We start from the raw sequence: 19,671 nt of genomic DNA, 5'->3' as shown, positions 1-19,671 counted from the left end.
CTCGATCTCCCCGATGGGCCGCCCAGGCGGCCTTGATCCGATGCGGTCATTGCGGAAGGGGGCGAATTCCATGAAAAGCCCCTCGGGCACCGGTGGGCCTGGGCCATGACAACACATCGAGATTGCCGGGGCGCAGCCAAACGATACGCCAGCTAATCTGGCTTCTTCCGTCGGGGCGGCTGTTGCCGGCTACTCGTTACATCGCTGGCGTAAAAACTCACGAGGCGCTCCATGCGCAGGTAACCTGCTCATGATGCGCCCCGCTTTGATCGATATCAAGCCGTTCGAGATTCCGACTATTTCGGGCCGATCATGTCCTCGGGGCGGACGATCTCGTCGAACTCCTCGGAGGTCACATAGCCGCCGACGACGGCTTCCTCGCGCAGCGTCGTGCCGTTCTTGTGCGCCGTCTTCGCGATCTTGGCGGCGTTGTCGTAGCCAATCTTCGGCGCCAGCGCAGTGACGAGCATCAGCGAGCGCTCGACGCCCGACTTGATGTTGTCGAGGCGCGGCTCGATGCCGACGACGCAATTGTCGGTGAAGGACACGGCCGCGTCGGCGAGGATGCGCACCGACTGCAGGAAGTTGTAGGCCATCACCGGATTGTAGACGTTGAGCTCGAAATGGCCCTGGCTGCCGGCGAAGGTGATGGCGGCCTGGTTGCCGAACACCTGGACGCAGACCTGGGTCATCGCCTCGCACTGGGTCGGATTGACCTTGCCCGGCATGATCGACGAGCCGGGCTCGTTTTCCGGCAGCGACAGCTCGCCGAGGCCGGCGCGCGGGCCGGAGCCGAGCAGGCGGATGTCATTGGCGATCTTGAACAGCGAGCCGGCGACCGTGTTGATGGCGCCGTGGCTGAACACCATGGCGTCATGGGCCGCCAGCGCCTCGAACTTGTTCGGGGCGGAGGTGAAGGGCAGGCCGGTGATCGCGGCGATCGCGGCGGCGACATCCTCGGCGAAGCCGACCGGGGCGTTGAGGCCCGTGCCGACCGCTGTGCCGCCCTGAGCGAGCTGCATCAGGTCGGGCAGCGTCATCTCGATGCGGCGGATGCCGTTCTCGACCTGCTGGGCGTAGCCGGAGAATTCCTGGCCGAGCGTCAGCGGGGTCGCGTCCTGCGTATGGGTGCGGCCGATCTTGACGATGCCGGCCCATTCCTTTGACTTGGCGGCAAGCGCGGCATGAAGGTGCTTCAGCGCCGGCAGCAGACGGTGGACGATTTCCTCGGCCGAGGCGATGTGCATCGCCGTCGGATAGGTGTCGTTCGACGACTGGCTCATATTGACGTGGTCGTTCGGGTGCACGGGCTTCTTGGAGCCCATCACCCCGCCCAGCATCTCGATGGCGCGGTTCGAGATCACCTCATTGGCGTTCATGTTCGACTGCGTGCCGGAGCCGGTCTGCCAGACGACGAGCGGGAAATGGTCGTCGAGCTTGCCGTCGATCACCTCCTGCGCGGCGGCCTCGATGGCGCGGGCGATGTCCGGGTCGAGGCGACCGAGCTTGGCATTGACCTGCGCCGCCGCATATTTGACGACGCCGAGCGCCCGCACGATCGGCAGCGGCTGCTTCTCGAGGCCGATCTTGAAGTTGCCGAGCGAACGCTGCGCCTGCGCGCCCCAATAGCGGTCGGAAGCCACTTCGATCGGGCCGAAAGTATCCGTTTCGATGCGGGTCGTTGTCATGAAGTCAGCCTCTATCAGCCGCTGGCGCGGCGCCGTTCAGGAAAAGTCAGGGAGGGATTAGCTCTTCTTGCGGAACGCGTCGAGACGCACGACCTCGGCGGCCGGCTTATCGGAAGGCTCGGCGGGCGCCTCGTCGGAACGATCCGGCGTATCGAGTACGAGCGGCGACGTATCGACGTCTTCCATCTCGTGGCTGCCTTCCAGCGCATCCTCATCGGCAGCGGCGGTCTCGAACTGCAGGCCGAACTGGACCGAGGGATCGACGAAGGACTTCAGCGCCGTGAACGGCACCAGCAGGCGCTCCGGCACGCCCTTGAAGGAGAGGCCGATCTCGAAGGCATGTTCCGTGACCGAGAGGTCCCAGTACTGATGCTGGATGATGATCGTCATTTCCTCGGGGTAGTCGGTCATCAGCCGGGTCGAGACGCGGACGCCGGGCGCCCGGGTTTCGAAGGTGATGTAGAAGTGATGGTCGCCGGGAAGCCCCGTCTTGGCGACTTCGGCCAGCACCTTGCGCACGACGCCGCGAAGCGCGTCCTGGGCGAGAATGTCGTAGCGGATAAGATCTTCGGCCATGAACGGCGACTACCCAGAATCAATGCGGTCGGGATCAAGACAGGCACCCGATGCGGCAAGCCGCGGACCCGCGCCAAAAAAGGCCCCCTGACGAGCCTCGTTGTTTCGAAAACTCGATCTCCAGCCCGGATAAGTCAAGGTCGCGCCGGGAAGCTTCGCCGAAAAGGTGAATACCGGGGCGGCAATCCGGCGCCCAAACGCAACGCCCGGCGCGATTCGCACCGGCGGGCAGGAGAAACGGTTGTCGCACTCGAAGGATGAAAGTGGAGGCTTCTGTTGCCAGGTGCCTCCGAACCCCGCCTGTCCGGTGCTAACCGGGAGGACTTTTATTCAGGTTCCGGCACCGCTTACGCGGCGACAGCGACCTTAGCATAGTTGTCGTTTGCAACTACAGATTTGGTCCGATAACGGCGGTACCATGCCGAGCGAAAGAACACCCTTTACGCCCTCGTCGATCCTATTTCGCCCCCGCCGAAAACCATCCTGTTGGGATGGGCTTGGGTGGAGGCGCCGGGTACCGCCCCCGGGTCCGATGGGTTTATTTCGATGACAGTTTATCGCCATAGCCGGCTTGCACCGGCGAACCTGATATAGGGGATCGAAACGCCCCTGAAAAGGTGTTGTTGTCCCGTCGAGCCGTTCCCGGCCGGGATGCGCACGGGAAACGTCGCGGCAGGGGGCGAAACAGGCCGTCAGGCGTTGCAGACGGGCCACTTCGGGGCGTTTTGCGATTCTTGGCCCATAATCCAACTTGACGCTCGCGGCATTGCTGCTAGTTACTGTGCCGATCATTACAAAAAGATGCCGGCCTCGCTTGCCGGATCGGCTGTCCAATTTCATACGGGGATCCGGGTTCGCGATGGCTTTGCCGTCCTGCGATGCGCCGGGTCGTCCGCATTCATGGTGTTCGTCATGTCCTCATCCCTCCTGCGCTATGCGGTCGTGCTCGGCCTGTTGAGCGCCATCGGTCCCTTCGCGATCGACATGTATCTGCCGGCGCTGCCGGCGATCGGGCAGGATCTCGGCGCTTCGACCAGCGCCGTGCAGATGAGCCTGATGGCCTTCTTCATCTCCGTCGGTCTCGGCCAGCTCATCTATGGGCCGGTCGCCGATATGGTGGGCCGCAAGCCGCCGCTCTATTTCGGCCTCGTCCTGTTCGCGCTCGCCAGCATCGGCTGCGCGCTGGCGCCGAATGTCGAGATGCTGATCCTGTTCCGCTTCATCCAGGGCCTCGGCGCCTGTGCCGGCATGGTGGTGCCGCGCGCCATCGTGCGCGACCTGCACACCGGCAACGAGGCGGCCAAGCTGATGTCGATGCTGATGCTGGTCTTCAGCATCTCGCCGATCCTGGCGCCGCTCGCCGGCAGCGCCGTGACGGCGTTCGCCTCGTGGCGCGCCATCTTCTGGATCGTCATGGTGGCGGCCATTCTCGGCCTGGTCCTGCTGGCCCTGGCGCTGGACGAGACTCGGCCGGCGGAGGATCGGGTCGAAAGCGGCGTCGGCAGCGCGATCGCCGGCTATTGGCAGCTGCTGCGCGACCGCCACTTCCTCGGCCTGGTCTTCATCGGCGCCTTCGGCATTTCGAGCTTCTTCGCCTATCTCGCGAATTCGTCCTTCGTGCTGATCGACCATTATGGCCTGACGCCGACCCAATACAGCCTGGCCTTCTCGGTCAACGCCGTGTCGTTCTTCGGCTTCTCGCAGCTGAACGGCAAGCTCGGCGCGATGTTCGGCCTGGCCAAGGTGATGAGCATCGCCGTGACCGGCTTTGCCGCCTCGGTCGTCCTCCTGTTCCTGCTCGTGCTGGCGGGCGTTGACGGGCTGGCGGTGATCATCGGCATGCTGTTCATCGGCAATGGCTTCCTGGGCCTCGTCATCCCCACCTCCGCCGTTCTGGCGCTGGACGAGCATGGCGAGATCGCCGGCACCGCCTCGGCGCTGATGGGCACGTTGCAGATGGTGACGGGCGCGGTCGTGATGGCGGTGGTCGGGCTGTTCCTCGACGGCACGGCGTTGCCGATGATCGCGGGCATCGCGGCCTGCGGCGTCATCGCCTTCACGCTGACCCAGGTGACGCTCGGCCGTCGTGGCCGTCCGCTGGCGGCGCCGGCCGAATAGGGCCGGCGCGCGTCCTATTGCAGGGTGCTGAAGGCGCGCAGGATCCAGAAGACCTGGAAGGCGAGGGCGAGAATCGCGATGGTCAGGTGGAAGCGCTTGTCGCTGACGAACATCGCGTAGATCGCCACGCCGGAATAGATGATGTTCCGTGCGGGGTAGACGAACCCGAACGAGTGGAAGTGCTCGCTGCCCTTGATCGCGGTGTCGACCAGATCGACGAGAAAAATAACGGCGATCAGGCCGTAGAACCACTTCCGGCGCGACATGAAGTAGTCTTCATAGCCGGAATACTCCGCCATGCTGTCCGGAAAGAGCGTGGCGCAGAGGATGAAGTACAGGCTCGCATAGACGATGATGAAGATATAGAGCTCGAAGGTCCAAACGCGGACGGAGGCGAGGTAGAACTCGAACCACCAGAAATGCACCACGCAGAGGAAGGCGAAGGCCACCCAGAGCAGGTGCGTGACGAAGACGGGATTGCGCAGCGGATGCTGGGCGAACCGGCTCACCCCGTTCAGCAGCCGCGAGACGCTGAGGCCGAGGATGATGCCGATGATGACGCGGACATGCAGGTAGACGTCGGGGTTGGCGATGGTCTGCGACATGCCGTGCTCCAGGAGGGCGGGTGCGACTCCGCCGCCGAGTCTCACCCTCGACCCGGCGTGGCCGCCCGCCAGTTGAACCCAGTCCCGCGCGCGGTGCAAATTCCGGGTCCGCGATCGCGCCCGCCCGTTGTATGGTCGCGCAAACCTCGAATCTCTGCCGGACTTATCGATGCGCCAATATCTCGATCTCATGCAGCACGTCCTGGACCACGGCGTCCGCAAGGAAGACCGCACCGGAACCGGCACGCTTTCCGTGTTCGGCTACCAGATGCGCTTCAATCTCGCCGATGGCTTCCCGCTGGTCACGACCAAGAAGGCGCATCTGCGCTCGATCCTCCATGAACTCCTCTGGTTCGTCGCCGGCGACACCAACATCCGCTACCTCAAGGAAAACGGCGTTTCGATCTGGGACGAGTGGGCGGACGAGAACGGCGATCTCGGCCCGGTCTATGGCGCGCAGTGGCGTTCCTGGCCGGCCCCGGATGGCAGCGCCATCGACCAGCTCGCCAATGTCATCGAGATGATCCGCACCAAGCCGGATTCGCGCCGGCTGATCGTTTCCGCCTGGAACCCGGCGCAGGTCGACGATATGGCGCTGCCGCCCTGCCACAGCCTGTTCCAGTTCTATGTCGCCGAGGGGCGGCTTTCCTGCCAGCTCTACCAGCGCTCGGCCGACATCTTCCTCGGCGTGCCGTTCAACATCGCCTCCTATGCGCTGCTCACCATGATGGTGGCGCAGGTGACGGGGCTGAAACCCGGCGATTTCGTCCACACCTTCGGCGACGCGCATCTTTACTCCAACCATCTGGAGCAGGCGAAGCTGCAGCTCTCGCGCACGCCGCGCGCGCTGCCGACCATGAAGCTCAATCCCGAGGTGAAGCGGATCGAGGATTTCCGCTTCGAGGATTTCGAGCTCGTCGGCTACGATCCCGAGCCCGCCATCAAGGCGCCGATCGCGGTGTGACCGGCGTTACGCCCGGGTGCCGTCGGGCTCGACCGGCGGGGCAGGGGGCTGGTAGATCTGGGGTCGGTTTTTTCTGGCTGGAGTTCCCTCATGCGCGCCGCGACCGCCTGCCTTGCCGCCCTGCTCGCCGCCGCGTCGGCATTGCCGGCCAGCGCCAATGATTCCACCGCGGCCCTTTCGACCGGCGGCCTCGTCTATGTCCTGACCGAGGACATAGAGATGCAGTCGGAGGACCTGTTCATCTCGCTCGACGAGGTCCGGGTTCGCTACACCTTCGAGAACCATTCGGACCACGACATCACGACGCTGGTCGCGTTTCCGATGCCCGACATCCAGGGCAGCATCGACTTCATGGTGTCGATTCCCGTCGAAGAGCCGGAGAACTTCCTGGGCTTCAAGACGACGGTCGACGGCAAGCCGGTCGAGACCAAGGTGCAGCAGCGCGCTTCGGCGCTCGGCATCGACCAGACGCCGCTGCTGACCAGCCTCGGCGTGCCGCTGGCGCTGCATCTGGATGCGACGCGCAAGGCGCTCGACGCGCTGGCCCAGCCGGACAAGGACAATCTGGTCCAGCTCGGCCTCGCGGCGATCGACGAATATGACAATGACGGCAAGGGGATGGTGAAGCATCTGGCGCCGAACTGGCTGCTCTCGACCGCCTTCTACCGCGAGCAGACCTTTCCCGCCGGCAAGCGTATCGTCGTCGAGCACAGCTACAAGCCGAGCGTCGGGCAGAGCGCCGATGTTTCCTTCGTCGCGCCCGAGGCGCAGTCGGAGCCCTGGTTCGAGGTCTACCGCCAGAAATACTGCATGGACGACGCCTTCCTGAAGGCGGCGCGGGCGGGGCTCAAGCCGGACGGCGGCAACAGCCTGTTCGAGAACCGCATCTCCTATGTGCTGCGTACCGGCAGCAATTGGGCCGGCCCGATCGCCAAGTTCCGGCTGGTCGTGGACAAGGGCGCGCCGAAGAACCTGGTTTCCTTCTGCGCCGAGGGCGTGAAGAAGATCAGCCCGACGCAGTTCGAGGTGGTGAAGACGGATTTCGATCCGCAGCAGGACCTCGACATCCTGATCCTTCAGCCCCGCGAGCCCTGAACCCGGAGCGCATCATGTCTCTTGTCCTTCGCCACGCCCGCCCGGGCGACGCGCCGCTGGTGCTCGAATTCGTCCGCGAACTCGCCGACTACGAGAAGCTCTTGCACGAGGTCGAGGCCGACGCGGCCGCGATCGACGCGGCGCTATTCGGCGATGCGCCAAAGGTGTTCTGCGAGATCGCAGAGTGGAACGGCGAGCCGGCCGGCTTCGCGCTGTGGTTCTACACCTTCTCCACCTTCAACGGCCGGCATGGCATCTATCTGGAGGATCTGTTCGTCCGGCCGGAATTCCGTGGCCATGGCGTGGGCAAGGCGCTGCTCGCCGGCCTGGCCGAGCGCTGCGTCGCGGAGGGGCTCGGTCGCTACGAGTGGTCCGTACTCGACTGGAACGCGCCCTCGATCGCCTTCTACGAGGCGCAGGGCGCTCGGATCCTGACCGAGTGGCAGCGCTGCCGGGTGGAAGGCGATGCGCTTTTCCGTCTCGGTTCAACATTTCAGCAGCGGGGGAGGGTTGGCGAAACGGTTCCCTGATCCGTATATGCTGGCCTCAGATCCACGGAGCCTCCCCCCTTGAAATCCCTCGAAAACTCCATCGAAAAGATCATCATGTCAGCCCGCTGGCTGCTGGTGATCTTCTATGGCGGCCTTGGCGCGGCGCTGGTGCTGTATGCACTGTCCTTCATGTCCAAGTTCTGGAAAGTCGCGCTCAACGTCTTCGTCTACGATGAATCCGACATGATCCTGGCCATGCTCGGCCTGATCGACGCGGCGCTGGTCGCCAGCCTCGTGGTCATGGTGATGATCTCGTCCTACGAGAATTACGTCAGTCGCTTCGACTCCGCCAACCACGACCTTTCCTGGCTCGGCAAGCTCGATTCCGGCAGCCTGAAGATCAAGGTGGCGTCGTCCATCGTCGCGATCTCGTCGATCCACCTGCTGCAGGTGTTCCTGAACGCCAACGAATATACCAACGACAAGATCATGTGGTCGACGATCCTGCACATGACCTTCGTCGTCTCCGCCCTGCTGCTGGCCCTGGTCGACCGGATCTCGGCCGGACCGAAGGCCAGCAAGGCGGCGGCTGCGCCGAAGGCGCCATGACGATGCGGCTCTCGATCATCGCGGCGGTGGCCGCCAATGGCGTCATCGGCAGTGACGGCGACATGCCGTGGAAGCTGTCGACAGACCTCAAGCGCTTCAAGGCGCTGACGACCGGCAAGCCGGTGATCATGGGCCGCAAGACCTTCGCCTCGATCGGCCGCCCCTTGCCCAACCGCGTCAATATTGTCCTGACGCGGGACAAGGCCTTCGCGCCCCAGGGCGTGGTCGTCGTGCCGACGCTGGAAGCGGCGCTGGCGGCGGCGGAAGCCGCCGGCGAGGAGGCGGAGGCCGAGGCGATGGTGATCGGCGGGGGCGAGATCTACCGCGCCTTCCTCGATCGGGCCGACCGTCTCTACATCACCCATGTCGAGGCGGAGCCCGCCGGCGATACCCACTTCCCGGACATCGATCCGTCTGTATGGGAAGTGGTTTCGAGCGAGGACGTTCCCCCCGGCGCGTCGGATACGGCGGCGACCCGCTTTACCATCTATCAACGACGTCGTGGATAAACGGCCGCACCCAAGTTGAAAGCGCGACGCCTGCACACCACTTCCAGCCCGCTGAGGCCCTGCAGAGGCCGCATATCCGGGGCTTCTCTTGCTTCGATGGGCGGGGGCAGGTACGCCTTCCCTATTGTTACACAATGAAGGAGCGAAGATGCCCTGGAGCAACCAGACGGGCGGCGGATGGAAAGGTGGCGGCAATGGCGGTCCCTGGGGTCAGGGCCCGCGTGGCAATGGTCCCAATCCGCCAGATCTCGAGGAACTCCTTCGCCGTAGCCAGGACAAGCTGAAACAGGTTCTGCCGGGCCGTGGCGGCTCGGGCGGCGGTTTCAATCCCATCCTTTTCGTCGCCGTCCTGGCGGTCGTCGTAGCCTTCCTGGGCTATAATTTCTTCACCTTCCGCGTAGAGCCGGACGAGCAGGGCGTCGTCCTCCGCTTCGGCGAATACCAGCGCAGCGCCCCTCCGGGCCTGAACTTCCGCCTGCCTTATCCGATCGAAGCCGTCTACACGCCGCAGGTCACGCGCGTGAACCGCACCACGGTCGGTACGATCCAGGACGACCGCAACACCGCTTCGAACGGTCGCGACGTCCCGCAGGAAAGCCTGATGCTGACCGGCGACGAGAACATCGTCGATGTCGATTTCTCGGTCTTCTGGGTCATCAACGACGCCAGCAAGTATCTCTTCAACGTCCAGAACCCCGAAGGCACGGTCAAGGCGACGGCGGAAAGCGTCATGCGCGAGATCATCGGCCGTTCGGACATCCAGCGCGTGCTGACCGAAGAGCGCATCGGCATCCAGACCGCCGCGCAGGAGCTGATGCAGAACAAGCTCAACCAGTACGGCGCCGGCATCCTGGTGACCCAGGTGCAGCTGCTCAATGTCGGCCCGCCCTCCGAGGTCATCGACTCGTTCCGCGACGTTCAGGCGGCCGAGCAGGACCAGGACCGCGTCCAGAACGAAGCGCAGACCTATGCCAACCGCGTCATTCCGGGCGCGCGCGGCCAGGCCTCGCAGATCGAGGAAGCCGCCAGCGCCTATCGCGACCAGATCATCGCGGAAGCTAAGGGTCAGGCCGATCGTTTCGTGAAGGTCTACGAATCCTACAAGGCGGCGCCCGCCGTCACGCGTGAGCGCATCTATCTGGATACGCTCGCCGGTGTCTTCGCCGACATGGACAAGATCATCGTCGACGAGAAGGGAAGTGGAGTGGTGCCGTTCATGCCGTTGCCTGCCTTGCAGGGCTCGACCGCCAAGCAGGGAGGCTCGCAGTGATCAGTCGGATTTTCGGCGGGCTCGGCCTCGTCATCATCGTCATCCTGGCGATCATCGCCTATTCGGGCCTGTTCATCGTCGACCAGACCCACCAGGCGCTGGTCCTGCGCTTCGGTAATCCGGTTCGCGTCGCGACCGAGCCCGGCATCTATGCCAAGATCCCGCTAATCGACAATGTCGTGATGTTGGACAAGCGCCTGCTCGACATCGAATCGCCGCCGATCGAAGTGATCGCGCGCGACCGCAAGCGTCTCGTCATGGATGCGTTCGGCCGCTACAAGATCGTCGATCCGCTGCTGTTCTTCCAGGCAGCCGGCTCGATCCCGGTGGCGGAATCGCGTCTCGCGGTCATCCTGAACTCGGCGATCCGTGGCGCCGCGGGCCAGATGGACTTCAGCGCCATCGTGCGCGAAGGCCGTGCGCCGCTGATGTCGCAGATCACCGACCAGGTGAACCGCGAAGGCCGGCGTCTCGGCGTCGACGTTGTCGACGTCCGCATCCGCCGCGCCGACCTCCCGCCGGAGAACAGCGCCGCCGTCTACCAGCGCATGCAGACGGAACGCCAGCGTGAAGCGACGGACATCCGCGCGCAGGGCGAGCAGGCGGCCCGGACCATCCGCGCCCAGGCCGACAGGCAGGCAACGGTGATCGTGGCCGAGGCGAACCAGCGCGCCGACGAGATCAAGGGTGACGGCGATGCCGAGCGCAACCGCATCTTCGCGGGCGCGTTCGAGCAGGACCCGGACTTCTTCTCGTTCTATCGCTCGATGCAGGCCTACCAGGACGGCATGAAGGCGGGCACGACGCGGATGGTCATCTCGCCGACGTCGCCCTTCTTCCGCTACCTGACCGATCCGAGCGGCAACGCTCTGGCGGTTCCCGAGCGGAGCACGCCCGGCAAGCCGGCGCCTGCGCCGGCCGCGGCAACGCCCCCACCGGCAACCCCGGCTCCGGCCGTGGCGCCTGCGGCACCCGCCGTGCCGGCGGTTCCGGCCCCGGCTGAAGCGGCGCCCGCCGCGACGCCGTGAAGGACTTCGTCACCGCGCTGGGACTCGTCCTCGTCATCGAGGGCGCGTTCTACGCGTTGGCGCCGGCCGTTGCGAAAATCATGATGCGGCAAGGCATTGCCGCATCAGACTCGGTGCTTCGAGGGTGCGGGCTTGTGGCGCTGGCCCTCGGGGTTGCCATAGTATGGCTCGCGCGGATTTGACACTCGGCGCAGAAGCGCCGTGCGCTAGATGTATCGAAGTCGCCGTCGTGCCATGCTCGACGATGACGCCAGAGGAGAGATGCAGATGGCCGCGGCCAAAATGAAGACCTATCGCCTGTGCCTTGCGGCCACGCTGGGCACGTTTCTGACAGCCGCGGCGCCGGCGACCTTCGCGCCGCCCGCCTCGGCCTCGCAAGGTCCGGAGTCGGTGGCGGATCTCGCCGCCGGGCTGGTCGATTCCGTCGTCAATATCTCGACCTCGCAGACGGTCGAAGGCGCGCGCGGCATTCCGGCGCCGCAGGCGCCCGACGGTTCGCCGTTCCAGGAATTCTTCGACGAGTTCTTCAACAAGCAGAAGGATGGCACCACCAACGCGCCCCCGCGCAAGGTGCAGTCGCTCGGCTCCGGCTTCGTCATCGACGCTTCCGGCATCATCATCACCAACAACCACGTCATCGATGGCGCCGACGAGATCATCGCCAATTTCAACGATGGCTCGAAGCTGACCGCGACCCTGATCGGTCGCGACGAAAAGACGGACATTGCCGTCCTGCAGGTCAAACCCACCGCCGCCAAGCCGCTCAAGGCGCTGAAATTCGGCGATTCCGACAAGATGCGCGTCGGCGATTTCGTGATGGCGATCGGCAATCCGTTCGGCCTCGGCGGCACGGTCACCACCGGCATTGTCTCGGCGCGCAATCGCGACATCAATTCCGGCCCCTACGACAATTTCATCCAGACCGACGCCGCCATCAATCGCGGCAATTCGGGCGGACCGCTGTTCAACCAGCTCGGCGAAATCATCGGCATCAACACGGCGATTATCTCGCCCTCGGGCGGCTCGATCGGCATCGGCTTCGCCATTCCCTCCGACGCGGCGGTCCACGTCGTCGACCAGATCCGCCAGTATGGCGAAACGCGTCGCGGCTGGCTCGGCGTGCGCATCCAGCAGGTGACGGACGAGATCGCCGAAAGCCTCGGCATGGGCCCGGCGCGCGGCGCGCTGGTGGCGGGCGTGACGGAGAAGGGCCCTGCGGCGGAAGCCGGGGTTGAGCCGGGTGACGTCGTCATCTCCTTCGACGGCAAGCCAGTCGGCGAAATGCGCGACCTGCCGCGCCTGGTCGCGGATGCCGACATCGACAAGGTCGTCGACCTGGTGGTGATCCGCAAGGGCAAGCAGACCACGCTGAAGGTCAAGGTGGGCCGCCTGACCGAGGAAGTGGCGAAGACAGAGGAAAAGCAGACCACGACGCCGGCGGAGCCGCCGAAGCCGGTTGTGACCGAGTTGCTCGGCCTGACGCTGTCGGAGCTGACGCCGGATCTGCGCAAGCAGTATTCCATCGCCCCGGAGGTCAAGGGTGTGGTGGTGACGCAGGTCGGCCCCGGCAGTTCCGCCGCCGAAAAGGGCATCGCGGCCGGCGAGGTGATCGTCGAGGTGTCGCAGGAGCCGGTGTCGCAGCCGTCCGAGATCTCCAGCCGCATCGAGGCGTTGAAGAAGGACGGTCGCAAGTCGGCGCTGTTCCTGATCGCCAACACGGCCGGCGAACTGCGCTTCGTGCCGCTGAAGCTGGACGAGTAGGGTTCTTGTCGTCTCTCCCATGGGAGAGGTGAACGGCACCCTGCCTTTTCCGGATGTTCGCAACGGACAAAAGCAAGACCCTCACCCAACCCTCTCCCGCAAGCGGGCGAGGGCTTTTGGAGAGCCGCTTCGTCATTCGGCTTTTATGGGATGACGGATGGCCTGGCTGCGACGAGCCCCCTCTACCGCTTGCGGGAGAGGGTTGGGGTGAGGGGCTTTATGCCCTCTCCCGCCGCTCGTAATCCGCGCGCGACAGGCGATAAAGCACATGCCGCCGCAGCGGATGTCCCACCGCGATGCCCGGATGATCGAAATCATCTGCCGCATTGCGGGTCATGCCAAGACGCTGCATCAGCGCGGCCGAGCGGATGTTTGGCACCGCCGTAAACGCGACGATCTCCGGAAAATCATGCTCGGCGAAGGCTGTGGCGATGACGGCTTCGGCCGCTTCGCGCGCATAGCCCTGGCTCCAGAACGGCCGGGCCAGGCGCCAGCCGATCTCCACCGACGGCGCGAAATGGGCCTCGGGGAAGACCTTGAACAGGCCGGTCAAACCGACAAACGCTCCGGTGGCACGCTCCTCCAGCGCATAATTGCCAAAGCCGTGCGCGTCCCAATGCGCCTCGACGCGATCGATGAAGGCGCTCGCCTGATCAGGCGTGAGGAGCGACGGAAAGAACTCCATCACCGCCGGGTCCGCGCTCATCGCCGCGAAGGGCGCGCGGTCGGCATCTCGCCAGCGGCGCAGGCGCAGGCGCTCGGTCTCGATCGGGCTCATTCGACGAATTCGCTTTTGCGATAGCCCTGGGCGTAGAGCAGGGCGGTCAGGTCATTGTGGTCGATGCGGGCGGCCGCCTCGGCGGCGACCTTGGGCTTGGCATGATAGGCGATGCCGAGGCCCGCGGCGCGGATCATGGCAAGGTCGTTGGCGCCGTCGCCGACCGCCAGCGTCTCGTGCTTCGACAGCGAGAAGCGGCGGGCAAGGTCCATCAGCGCAGACAGCTTGGCTTCCTGGCCGAGGATTGGCTCCTCGACCGTGCCGGTCAGCACGCCGTCTTCATGGTTCAGGATGTTGGCGCGGTTCTCGTCGAAGCCGATCTGCGCCGCTACGGGGCCGGTGAACAGGGTGAAGCCGCCCGAGACCAGGGCGGCGTAGGCGCCGGCGGCCTTCATCGTGCGGATCAGCGCCGGGCCGCCCGGCATCAGCCGGATGCGCTCGGCCAGCACCGTGTCGACGACGGAGAGCGGCAGGCCCTTCAGCAGGCCGACGCGCTCGCGCAGCGCCGGCTCGAAGGCGATCTCGCCGCGCATGGCGCGCTCGGTGATCGCGGCGACATAGGGCTTGAGGCCGGCCATATCGGCCAACTCGTCGATGCATTCCTGACCGATCATGGTCGAATCCATGTCGGCGATCAGCAGCTTCTTGCGGCGGCCGGCGATCGGCTGCACCACCACGTCGACAGGCCGGCCGTCAATGCTCTCGAACAGATCGTCGCGGATGGCCTGCAGGCTGTTCTCGGCCGCCGGCAGCGGCACGTCGCAGGCCTCGCCATCGGCGAGCCAGTCCGGCCGCCCGGCGCCGGGAAGATCCACCGCCTCGTCGACGACTTCCGAAAGCGATGCCGCGTGTTCGGGCCGTGCTATGAACGTGGCGACATATTCGAACGGAGCGGTATCGGACGGCATGGGGAACCTGAACTTTGCGACGAGGAAACCTGCTGTCCTGATAGCCGGGCCAACCGCGAGCGGCAAGTCGGCGCTGGCGATCGAGCTGGCGCGGGCGAATGGCGGCGTCGTCATCAATGCCGATTCGATGCAGGTCTATCGCGAGCTGCGCATTCTCTCCGCCCGCCCCGACGCGGAGGAGGAGGCGCAGGCGCCACATCGCCTCTATGGCCATGTCGCGGCCAGCGAGCGCTATTCGGTGGCGCGCTGGCGCGAGGATGCGAAGATCGCGCTGGAAGACGCCTGGCGGGACGGGCAGCTGCCGATCGTCGTCGGCGGCACCGGGCTCTATTTCAAGGCGCTGACCGAAGGGCTTTCCTCGATCCCGCCGATCCCGGCCGAGCTTCGCGCCGCGATCGAGGCGCGCGCCGATGCCGAGGGCGTGCCGTCGCTGCATGCGGCGCTCAAAAAGTTCGATCCGGAAAGCGCGGCCCGGCTCGCGCCGCTCGACCGCACGCGCGTGGTCCGCGCTCTGGAGGTGGTGGAGGCGACCGGACGGACGATCGGCGCCTGGCAGCAGGAGACCGGCGCGCCGCCGCTGGTCGAGGCCGGGGCGGTGCGCCGCATCGTGCTCGAGCCGGAGCGGGCCGAGCTCTATGCCCGGATCGGCCGGCGCTTCGACCTCATGGTCGCGCGCGGCGGCATGGCCGAGGCGGAGAATCTGCTGGCGCTCGGCCTCAATCCCGCGCTGCCGGCGATGAAGGCGATCGGGGTGCGCGAATTCGGCGTGCACCTTGCCGGCGAGCTCACGCTCGACGAGGCGATCGAGCGGGCGAAGATGGAAACGCGCCGCTATGCCAAGCGGCAGGGCACCTGGTTCCGCAATCAGATGGCCGACTGGGAACGGCTCTCACCCGGCGCGCCGCCGGCCGCGATCGCTGCATCGCTGGCTGGCTGAGCAGAACAGGTCGGCCCGGCGCAAGAAGACGACCCCGCTTTTCGCCACGATCTGGTCTTCTCTGTGCGGGATAGTCTGAATAGATCGGTTCGGCGCGATAGCAACCCTGCGCAACGCTGCGGAACCGTGCTATCCGATTGTCGTTTTGTGGCGCCTTGCTGGAATGCGCCGCGATGTTTTTCATGATGAGAGCGGACATGGTCCAACCGACGCGTCGAGACGCAATGCTGACTTTCCTGTCGGCCTTTGCCGCAGTTTCCCTTTCCGGTGCCGGCCACGCTTCGGCGGCGGCCTCGGCCGAGGATGCCGGCCTGGTTCTCGGGCCGCCCGAGCCCTTCTCCTTCGATCGCATCAAGGAACTGGCGGCCGACAAGGCGAGCCGCCCCTTTGTCGTCGACCGGTCGCCGCATGGCGATATCCTCGACAAGATCGACTATGACAATTTCCAGAGCATCGTGTTTCGCAAGGACCATGCGCTGTGGGCGGACGGCAAGGGCGGCGATCCGATCCAGCTCTTCCATCTCGGCAAGTATTTCCAGGAGCCGGCCTCGGTTCATGTCGTGGATGACGGCCAGTCGCGCGAAATCCTCTATCGCCGCAGCGCCTTCGACATGCCGGAGGGCCATCCGGCCCGGGCGCTGCCGGACGATATCGGCTTTGCCGGCTTCCGCATCGAAATGCCGTCGCAGACCAGCGATTGGCTCGCCTTCCTCGGCGCCTCCTATTTCCGCTCGTCCGGGTCGCAGGACCAGTACGGCCTTTCGGCGCGCGGCATCGCCGTCAACACCGCCATGCCGGAGCCGGAGGAATTTCCGCGCTTCACCGGCTTCTGGCTGGAGCGCGTGCTCGGCCAGGATGGCCGCGTCATCGTCTATTGCCTGCTCGACGGCCCGAGTTTGACCGGCGCCTATCGGATGGATTGCACCAAGGACCCCATCACCAAGGGCGTGGTGATGGACATCGACTGCAAGCTGTTCCCGCGCCGGCAGATCGCCCGTCTCGGCGTCGCGCCGCTGACCTCGATGTACTGGTATTCCGAGACCATGCGCCGCCAGGCGATCGACTGGCGCCCGGAGGTGCATGACAGCGACGGCCTCGGCATGTGGACCGGCACGGGCGAGCGCATCTGGCGTCCGCTCAACAATCCGCCCAGCGTCATGACCAACAGCTTCCAGGACAAGGATCCGCGCGGCTTTGGCTTCCTGCAGCGCGACCGCAACTTCGACCATTTCCAGGATGACGGCGTGTTCTACGATCGCCGGCCGAGCGTCTGGGTCGAGCCGAAGGGGCAATGGGGCAAGGGCGCCGTACAGCTCGTCGAGATCCCGACCGATCGCGAGATCGACGACAACATCGTCGTCTACTGGGTTCCGACCGAGCCGGTGCTGGCCGGGCGTCCGCTCGATTTCGGCTACAAGCTCTATTGGGATAGCGACGAGCCCAACCCGACCGATCTCGGCCGCGTGCAGTCGACCTATCACGGCGTCGGCGGCATTCCCGGGCAGCCGCGTCCGGAGGGCGCGGTCCGCTTCGTCGTCGATTTCACCGGCCCCAAGGTGGCCGAGCTGAAGCGCGGCGACGGCAAGGCCGACATCACCGTCTCGCGCGGCAATGTCACGCTTTCCGACGCCTATCCGGTCGTCGCCGGCGAGAAGGGCGTCTATCGAGTCTTCTTCGACCTGATGGCGCATGGCAACGAGCCGATCGACATGCGGATGTTCGTCCGCGACAAGGACGGCTCGGCGCTGACCGAAACCTGGCTCTACCAGTTCTTCCCCGGCAACGGCCACGGCGACAAGGCCTGATCCCCGCCGGTTCTCGTATATAGAAGCAAGGGCCCGCCGGTCGATCCGGCGGGCTTTTTTGTTGCCGCCTATCTTCGATGTCATCCGTTCAGGAAGTCCAGGCCAATTCTGCCGTCATCCCGGCGGAGGCCGGGATCCAGACACACCGGCGCTTGGCCAGAAGGCTCGGCCCTCACGTGCCCGGCCGGTGCTTATGGACCCCGGCCTTCGCCGGGGTGACGAGCTTTGCTCGTTGGCCGTGGCAACCTTCGACGTCGTGCAAGAGCCCCTTTCGGAGAGGTGAAGTAAGCAGAGCCATCCGCCCCCGATCGCGCTAAAATCGGCGCGAGGGCGAACATGCGCTGCTGCATTGGCCTTCTTCTGCTGCTGCTGGCGAACGGCGCTTCGGCCGAGGAGATGGCGCGCGTCTATCTCGAAGCGTTTCAGCTGGGCAGTCCCGCCCGGCGCATCGAAGGCTGGCGCGAGCTCGATCCGGCCCGCGCCGTGGCCGGTTGCCAGGCGCTCGGCTTCGATTGCAGCGACGACCCCGATCCGGCCCGCGCGGCGACGCGCTTCCTGAAGCCGATTCTCGTCTCCGGCCCCTATCGCGGTACGGCCAAGATCCTGCGCCAGCGCGGCAACAGCTTTTATGCCGCCTTCGAGGCCCCGCCGGGCTTTCGCCTCTGCAAGGCCGGCATCGACCGGGTGGGCGGCAGCATCGATCGCGGCGCCGTCTTCGCCGGATCGATCCAGCGCGCCGGCGGCGACCGCCTCGGCGTCTATGCGGCCCTGCCGGCCGACGGCTCCGGCGCCATCGCCTTCCGCCTGATGACCGTCATGGTGCCGGAAGCCCGCTTCGCCGCCGAACCCTGCTGGCCGGACGGCACGCTCCTGTTCCTCTGCTCCGGCACAACCCGCTGCCAGGTCAGCCGCGCCTTTCCGGAGGCGGATTTGCGGTAGAGCGTGTTCGGTCTCTGCATTACGCATCAAAGAGAGTGTATCTGGTTTGATACTGTTAAAATTGCGGCGCCATATTCATGCTACCTGCGATATAGTAAATCGATGTTGTTTAACCGATCCAACGCATTGGTGTTCTGAATGACAGAATCTGAGAAACCCCGGAAGGCTAAAGGCGACGCCTCTCAATCTGCAAACGACGCAGTAAAAGCTTCCGTTGCAGAGGCGAATGAGAAGGTCGCTACAGAAGTTGCAAGGCGGAAGCGCGTCGTTAGAAACTTCCCTGCCGCGCCTTTTGAGGAATCTCTAGCTTTTGCCAGGCAGATATTCGAGTTCGGCAGCGGCGAAGCCGTCCGTAGACTGACCTTGTTCGATCATATCAACAAGGCTCCAGAAAGCGGTACAAGTCGCCAGTTGATTACCAATGCGGGAAAGTACGGCCTTATTAAAGGGGGTACGCAGTCCGACATTATTGAATTAACGCCAGACGGTGTTAGATGCGTAGATTCGCAAATTCAGCCGCGGGATCAAGCTCGTTCACGAATTAAGCTTGCGGTCGAAGACGTCGAGATATTTAGCAAGTTACATGAACGTTTTGTAGGCAAGGCGCTTCCAGCGCGGGCTGCACTAATCGACTCGGCCTTGGAATTCGGTGCTCCAAAAGACGCTGCCGAGGAGGCGGTCGATACCTTTATCCTAAACATCAGGTTTGTTGGTCTTTTGGTAACACTGTCCGGCGCTGAGCGGATCGTTTCTAAGGACCTGGCCCTAGATCAATTACCTGCATCGGGTCCGATCACTCGAGCGCAGACTATTACCGCTCAACAGGGCGCTGTCGTTACAGCCGAACATGCTCATTTCGAATCGACTTGCTTCTACATCACGCCAATTGGAGCAATCGACAGCGAGCAGAGAAAGCACTCTGATCTTTTTTTGGGGTCCTTTGTCGAGCCAGCCATCTCGTCGTTTGGACTCAATGTCGTACGAGCCGATTCCATCGACAAACCAGGCGTCATAACTAAACAAATAATAGAATACATTGTTAAGTCTCGGCTAGTGATAGTCGATCTTTCATATCATAATCCAAACGTTTTTTACGAGTTGGCCATCCGTCATATGATGAGGCTTCCAATCGTTCAGATAATTCGAAAATCTGATTCGATACCTTTTGACATCAATCAGATGAGGACCATCATTATCGATACTACTGACATCTTTTCGCTTGTTCCTAAAATAGCAACCTATCAATCTGAAATTTCTTCCCAGGTAAGGCGAGCTCTTGAGAATTCAGACGCTGTCGAGACGCCGATATCAACCTATTTCCCGGGCTTGCGTGCCTCAGTGTGAGTTGTGCTCCTGACCTATAATGCCGCCAAGGGAAGCATGTAGAGGAGGCGTCTCGCTACCTCCCCATAATTTCCCGCAATCCCAAGACCCCTTTTGCGCAATTTTCTTCTCCGGGGGTTGACGGCTCCCCGGAGCTGCGCCATGTTCCGGCGAATTCAATTCGAGGGGCCCGGACATGATCCGCCGCGACGTTATTGTACTTAGAGAGCGCACTGCCTGATGGTCTAAAGCCGTCACGATAGGTAG

Annotated in this window: 19 protein-coding genes and 1 other RNA gene; 14 read left to right on the top strand and 6 right to left on the bottom strand. The window is 64.2% G+C overall.

All coding sequences use genetic code 11. The features are described from left to right. Positions 1-296: 296 nt before the first annotated feature. The 3 genes from fumC to ssrA all read right to left on the bottom strand — a co-directional run bounded on the left by fumC (position 297) and on the right by ssrA (position 2,884). Positions 297-1,688, bottom strand: a complete 1,392-nt coding sequence (gene fumC, locus ABIE08_RS08955) for a class II fumarate hydratase (RefSeq protein WP_354550384.1) — start codon at positions 1,686-1,688, stop codon at positions 297-299. Between the two features lie 57 nt (positions 1,689-1,745). Then, a complete protein-coding gene (locus ABIE08_RS08950; protein ID WP_354550382.1) occupies positions 1,746-2,264 on the bottom strand; it encodes an SspB family protein in 519 nt (172 codons plus the stop codon). Positions 2,265-2,526: 262 nt separating this feature from the next. Then, positions 2,527-2,884: a transfer-messenger RNA gene (ssrA, locus tag ABIE08_RS08945) on the bottom strand. 292 nt (positions 2,885-3,176) lie between these two features. On the opposite strand from ssrA, the gene ABIE08_RS08940 reads away from it, so the two are divergent. Further along, complete coding sequence (locus tag ABIE08_RS08940; RefSeq protein WP_354550381.1) at positions 3,177-4,382, top strand: multidrug effflux MFS transporter; 1,206 nt, start codon at positions 3,177-3,179, stop codon at positions 4,380-4,382. A gap of 14 nt (positions 4,383-4,396) precedes the next feature. Here the strand turns inward: ABIE08_RS08940 and ABIE08_RS08935 are convergent, their stop codons facing one another. Then, positions 4,397-4,987, bottom strand: a complete 591-nt coding sequence (locus tag ABIE08_RS08935) for a hypothetical protein (RefSeq protein ID WP_354550380.1) — start codon at positions 4,985-4,987, stop codon at positions 4,397-4,399. 169 nt (positions 4,988-5,156) lie between these two features. Here ABIE08_RS08935 and ABIE08_RS08930 point away from each other — a divergent pair, with 169 nt between their 5' ends. The 9 genes from ABIE08_RS08930 (at position 5,157) to ABIE08_RS08890 (ending at position 12,714) form a co-directional block, all read left to right on the top strand. Beyond that, on the top strand, positions 5,157-5,951 hold the full coding sequence (locus ABIE08_RS08930) for a thymidylate synthase (protein ID WP_354550378.1): 795 nt from the start codon (positions 5,157-5,159) through the stop codon (positions 5,949-5,951). Positions 5,952-6,041: 90 nt separating this feature from the next. Next, entirely contained in the window at positions 6,042-7,046 is a 1,005-nt protein-coding gene (locus tag ABIE08_RS08925) for a DUF4424 domain-containing protein (protein ID WP_354550377.1), read from the top strand. Between the two features lie 14 nt (positions 7,047-7,060). Next, positions 7,061-7,576 carry a GNAT family N-acetyltransferase gene (locus tag ABIE08_RS08920; protein ID WP_354550376.1) on the top strand — a complete coding sequence of 172 codons (516 nt, stop codon included), beginning with the start codon at positions 7,061-7,063 and terminating at the stop codon, positions 7,574-7,576. Positions 7,577-7,615: 39 nt separating this feature from the next. After that, positions 7,616-8,146, top strand: coding sequence for a TIGR00645 family protein (locus ABIE08_RS08915; RefSeq protein WP_354550374.1), 531 nt, complete (start codon positions 7,616-7,618; stop codon positions 8,144-8,146). Positions 8,147-8,148: 2 nt separating this feature from the next. Further along, positions 8,149-8,655, top strand: a complete 507-nt coding sequence (locus ABIE08_RS08910; RefSeq protein ID WP_436409542.1) for a dihydrofolate reductase — start codon at positions 8,149-8,151, stop codon at positions 8,653-8,655. A 148-nt stretch (positions 8,656-8,803) separates the two neighbouring features. Then, positions 8,804-9,925, top strand: coding sequence for an FtsH protease activity modulator HflK (gene hflK, locus ABIE08_RS08905; protein ID WP_354550372.1), 1,122 nt, complete (start codon positions 8,804-8,806; stop codon positions 9,923-9,925). Beyond that, positions 9,925-10,953: a protease modulator HflC gene (gene hflC / locus ABIE08_RS08900; protein WP_436409541.1), complete on the top strand. Its 1,029-nt coding sequence runs from the start codon at positions 9,925-9,927 to the stop codon at positions 10,951-10,953. Before hflK ends, hflC begins: the two co-directional genes overlap by 1 nt. Then, the gene (locus ABIE08_RS08895; protein WP_354550369.1) at positions 10,950-11,135 is read left to right on the top strand and encodes a DUF2065 domain-containing protein; all 186 of its coding nucleotides are present in this window, start codon (positions 10,950-10,952) and stop codon (positions 11,133-11,135) included. Before hflC ends, ABIE08_RS08895 begins: the two co-directional genes overlap by 4 nt. Positions 11,136-11,220: 85 nt before the next feature. Then, on the top strand, positions 11,221-12,714 hold the full coding sequence (locus ABIE08_RS08890; RefSeq protein ID WP_354550368.1) for a DegQ family serine endoprotease: 1,494 nt from the start codon (positions 11,221-11,223) through the stop codon (positions 12,712-12,714). 217 nt (positions 12,715-12,931) lie between these two features. Here the strand turns inward: ABIE08_RS08890 and ABIE08_RS08885 are convergent, their stop codons facing one another. Together ABIE08_RS08885 and serB are read right to left on the bottom strand one after the other, a co-directional pair. Continuing rightward, positions 12,932-13,492, bottom strand: coding sequence for a GNAT family N-acetyltransferase (locus tag ABIE08_RS08885; RefSeq protein WP_354550367.1), 561 nt, complete (start codon positions 13,490-13,492; stop codon positions 12,932-12,934). Next, complete coding sequence (gene serB, locus ABIE08_RS08880) at positions 13,489-14,400, bottom strand: phosphoserine phosphatase SerB (protein ID WP_354550365.1); 912 nt, start codon at positions 14,398-14,400, stop codon at positions 13,489-13,491. Before serB ends, ABIE08_RS08885 begins: the two co-directional genes overlap by 4 nt. Here serB and miaA point away from each other — a divergent pair. From miaA to ABIE08_RS08860, 4 genes are all read left to right on the top strand, one after another. After that, on the top strand, positions 14,399-15,337 hold the full coding sequence (miaA, locus tag ABIE08_RS08875) for a tRNA (adenosine(37)-N6)-dimethylallyltransferase MiaA (protein WP_354550363.1): 939 nt from the start codon (positions 14,399-14,401) through the stop codon (positions 15,335-15,337). The two genes, serB and miaA, sit on opposite strands and share 2 nt — an antisense overlap. Before the next feature lie 224 nt (positions 15,338-15,561). After that, positions 15,562-17,142 (top strand): glucan biosynthesis protein, encoded by a 1,581-nt coding sequence (locus ABIE08_RS08870; protein ID WP_354550361.1) that lies wholly within the window; start codon positions 15,562-15,564, stop codon positions 17,140-17,142. Positions 17,143-17,478: 336 nt separating this feature from the next. Continuing rightward, positions 17,479-18,081, top strand: a complete 603-nt coding sequence (locus ABIE08_RS08865) for a hypothetical protein (RefSeq protein ID WP_354550360.1) — start codon at positions 17,479-17,481, stop codon at positions 18,079-18,081. 138 nt (positions 18,082-18,219) lie between these two features. Then, positions 18,220-19,425 (top strand): hypothetical protein, encoded by a 1,206-nt coding sequence (locus tag ABIE08_RS08860; RefSeq protein ID WP_354550359.1) that lies wholly within the window; start codon positions 18,220-18,222, stop codon positions 19,423-19,425. Positions 19,426-19,671: the final 246 nt, after the last annotated feature.

It is taken from the genome of Kaistia defluvii, assembly GCF_040548815.1.
In the GTDB taxonomy this organism is placed as follows: Bacteria; Pseudomonadota; Alphaproteobacteria; order Rhizobiales; family Kaistiaceae; genus Kaistia; species Kaistia defluvii_A.
The sequence above is the reverse complement of the archived record's forward strand: the minus strand, read 5'-3'. Positions and strand labels throughout refer to the sequence as shown.